This window comes from Streptomyces sp. NPDC054956, assembly GCF_053609185.1.
In genome coordinates this window covers 1-3,046 of sequence record NZ_JBSGXB010000527.1, presented here as the reverse complement: position 1 = coordinate 3,046, position 3,046 = coordinate 1, and the positions used below count along the sequence as shown (strand labels likewise).

Here is a 3,046-nt window from a genome sequence, read left to right as displayed (position 1 = left end):
TTTGTGCTGCCGCCGGCCGCTCCCGTCGTCGAGGAGCCCGCCGCCCCGGCGCCGCGTGCCCGTCGTCGTGCCACCCGTGCCGTGACCGCGCCGGAGGCGCCCGCCGCCGAGGTCGTGGTCGAGGCTCCCGCCGTCGTGGAGGAGGCCCCCAAGGCCGCCCGCGCGGTCACCGTCGCCGACGCCGTGGACTCCCCGAAGCGCGGCGGCCGCCGCCGCGCCACCCGTACCACCACCGCTCCGGCCGCCGCCGCGCCGCAGCCCGTGGCCGCCGCTGCCCCCGCCGCCGAGCCCGAGGCGCCCGCCGCCCCGGCCCGGGGTGGTCGCCGTGCCGCGCGTCCCGCCGTCGCCGTGTTCCAGGCCCCGGTCTTCGCCGAGCCGATGTTCCAGACCCCGGAGACCGCCGCCATGGCCGCGGCCGCCGCCGCTGCCGCCGCCACGGTCGAGGAGGCCGAGGAGGAGGAGCTCGAGCTCGAGGCCGAGGCCGAGGTCGCGCCGGCCCCCGCCGCGCAGCCCGCCGGCCGTCGCCGTCGCCGCGGTCGTGGCGCCGCCGAGTCCGCCGCCGTCGAGGCCCCCGCCGCGCCGTCCGGTCCGGTCACGCTGGCCGACGTGGAGCTGGTGGAGGAGGAGGCCGAGTCCGCCGAGCTCGAAGCCGCCGAGGAGGAGTTCGACGAGTCGGGCGACCGCCCGTCGCGCCGTCGCCGCCGCGGTGGCCGTCGTCGCCGTCGCGGTGAGGCCGCCGACCTCGACGAGTCCGCCGAGGAAGAGGCCGAGGCCGAGTCCGCCGAAGAGGGGGACTCCGAGGACACCGAAGAGGCCGAAGAGGACGAGGACAACGGTGCCCTCGGCTCCAGCTCCAGCCGTCGTCGCCGTCGTCGTCGCCGTCGTAGCGGTGACGGTGGTACGGACGCCGAGGCGGCCGAGGACGACGGTGTGCGCACGGTCGTCAAGGTCCGCGAGCCGCGCCCGGCGCGCGAGCGCGCGGAGTTCGTCTCCGGCTCCACCTCCTCCGACGAGGTCCAGTCCATCAAGGGCTCGACCCGCCTGGAGGCCAAGAAGCAGCGCCGCCGCGAAGGCCGCGAGCAGGGCCGCCGCCGCGTCCCGATCATCACCGAGGCCGAGTTCCTGGCCCGCCGTGAGGCCGTCGAGCGCGTGATGGTCGTCCGCCAGGCCGGCGAGCGCACCCAGATCGGCGTCCTCGAGGACAACGTGCTCGTCGAGCACTACGTCAACAAGGAAGAAGCCACCTCGTACGTCGGCAACGTCTACCTGGGCAAGGTCCAGAACGTGCTGCCGTCGATGGAGGCCGCCTTCATCGACATCGGCAAGGGCCGCAACGCGGTCCTGTACGCCGGTGAGGTCAACTTCGAGGCGCTCGGCATGGCCAACGGGCCGCGCCGCATCGAGTCCGCCCTGAAGTCCGGCCAGTCGGTCCTGGTGCAGGTCACCAAGGACCCGATCGGCCACAAGGGCGCCCGCCTGACCAGTCAGGTGTCTCTGCCCGGCCGCTACCTGGTCTACGTGCCCGAGGGCTCGATGACCGGCATCAGCCGCAAGCTGCCCGACACCGAGCGCGCGCGCCTGAAGACCATCCTCAAGAAGATCGTCCCCGAGGACGCGGGCGTCATCGTGCGCACCGCCGCCGAGGGTGCGAGCGAGGACGAGCTGCGCCGCGACGTCGAGCGTCTGCAGGCCCAGTGGGAGGACATCCAGAAGAAGTCGAAGCAGATCTCGACCTCTTCGCCGAGCCTGCTCTACGGCGAGCCGGACATGACCGTCCGCGTCGTGCGCGACATCTTCAACGAGGACTTCTCGAAGGTCATCGTCAGCGGTGACAGCGCCTGGGAGACCATCCACGGCTACGTGAACCACGTGGCCCCGGACCTGGCCGACCGGCTGTCGCGCTGGACCTCCGAGGTCGACGTCTTCGCGACGTACCGGATCGACGAGCAGCTCGCCAAGGCGCTCGACCGCAAGGTGTGGCTGCCCTCGGGCGGTTCGCTTGTGATCGACAAGACCGAGGCGATGATCGTCATCGACGTCAACACCGGCAAGTTCACCGGTCAGGGCGGCAACCTCGAGGAGACCGTCACCAGGAACAACCTGGAGGCGGCCGAGGAGATCGTGCGCCAGCTGCGGCTGCGCGACCTCGGCGGCATCGTGGTCATCGACTTCATCGACATGGTCCTGGAGTCCAACCGCGACCTGGTCCTGCGGCGGATGCTGGAGTGCCTGGGCCGCGACCGTACGAAGCACCAGGTCGCCGAGGTGACCTCGCTGGGCCTGGTCCAGATGACCCGCAAGCGGGTGGGCCAGGGTCTGCTGGAGTCCTTCTCCGAGACCTGCGTCCACTGCAACGGCCGCGGTGTGATCGTGCACATGGAGACCCCGACCGTGGTCGGCGGCGGTGGCAACGGCAAGCGCTCCAAGCGCCGCGGTGGCCGCGCCGACGAGCACGAGCACGAGCACGCCGTCGAGGTTTCGGAGGCCCTGGAGACCGAGGCCTACGAGATCGAGACCGAGGAGGAGGTGGCTGCCGAGGCCGCCGCCCCCGTGGCGCTGCCCGAGCCGCCCTTCGTCGCCGACGAGGAGCTCTACAGCAGCCCGGCCGAGGCCGAGGCCGCCGCGGGCATCAGCGGGCGCCGCAACCGCCGCCGTGCCACCCGTAAGGCGACCGCTCCGGCGGGCGCCCCGCGCGGTGCGGTCGTCCCGGCCCCCGTGGCCGAGCCGGTGGCCGAGCCCGAGCCCGAGCCGGAGATCGAGGTCGTCGAGGTCCTCGACGTCGTCGAGCCCGAGGTCGAGGCCGTCGTGGTGGAGCCGGTCGTGGAGGAGGCCCCCAAGGGCCGCACCCGTCGCCGTGCCACCCGTAAGGCCACCGCCCCGGCGGGCGCCCCGGCCGAGGCCGTGCAGGCCCCGGAGCCGGTCGTCGAGGTCGTCGAGTCCGAGCCCGTGGTCGAGCCCGAGCCCGCACCGGTCGTCGTCGAGGCCCCGGTGGAGCCCGTGGCCGAGGCAGCGCCGGCGCGTCCGCGCCGCCGTGCCACCCGTAAGG

1 protein-coding gene is annotated in these 3,046 nt (G+C 73.7%); it reads left to right on the top strand.

What is annotated here, in order from left to right; all coding sequences use genetic code 11:
* The coding region (locus ACWGDE_RS37750; protein WP_453393604.1) for an Rne/Rng family ribonuclease at positions 1-3,046 on the top strand (3,046 nt) is incomplete at both ends.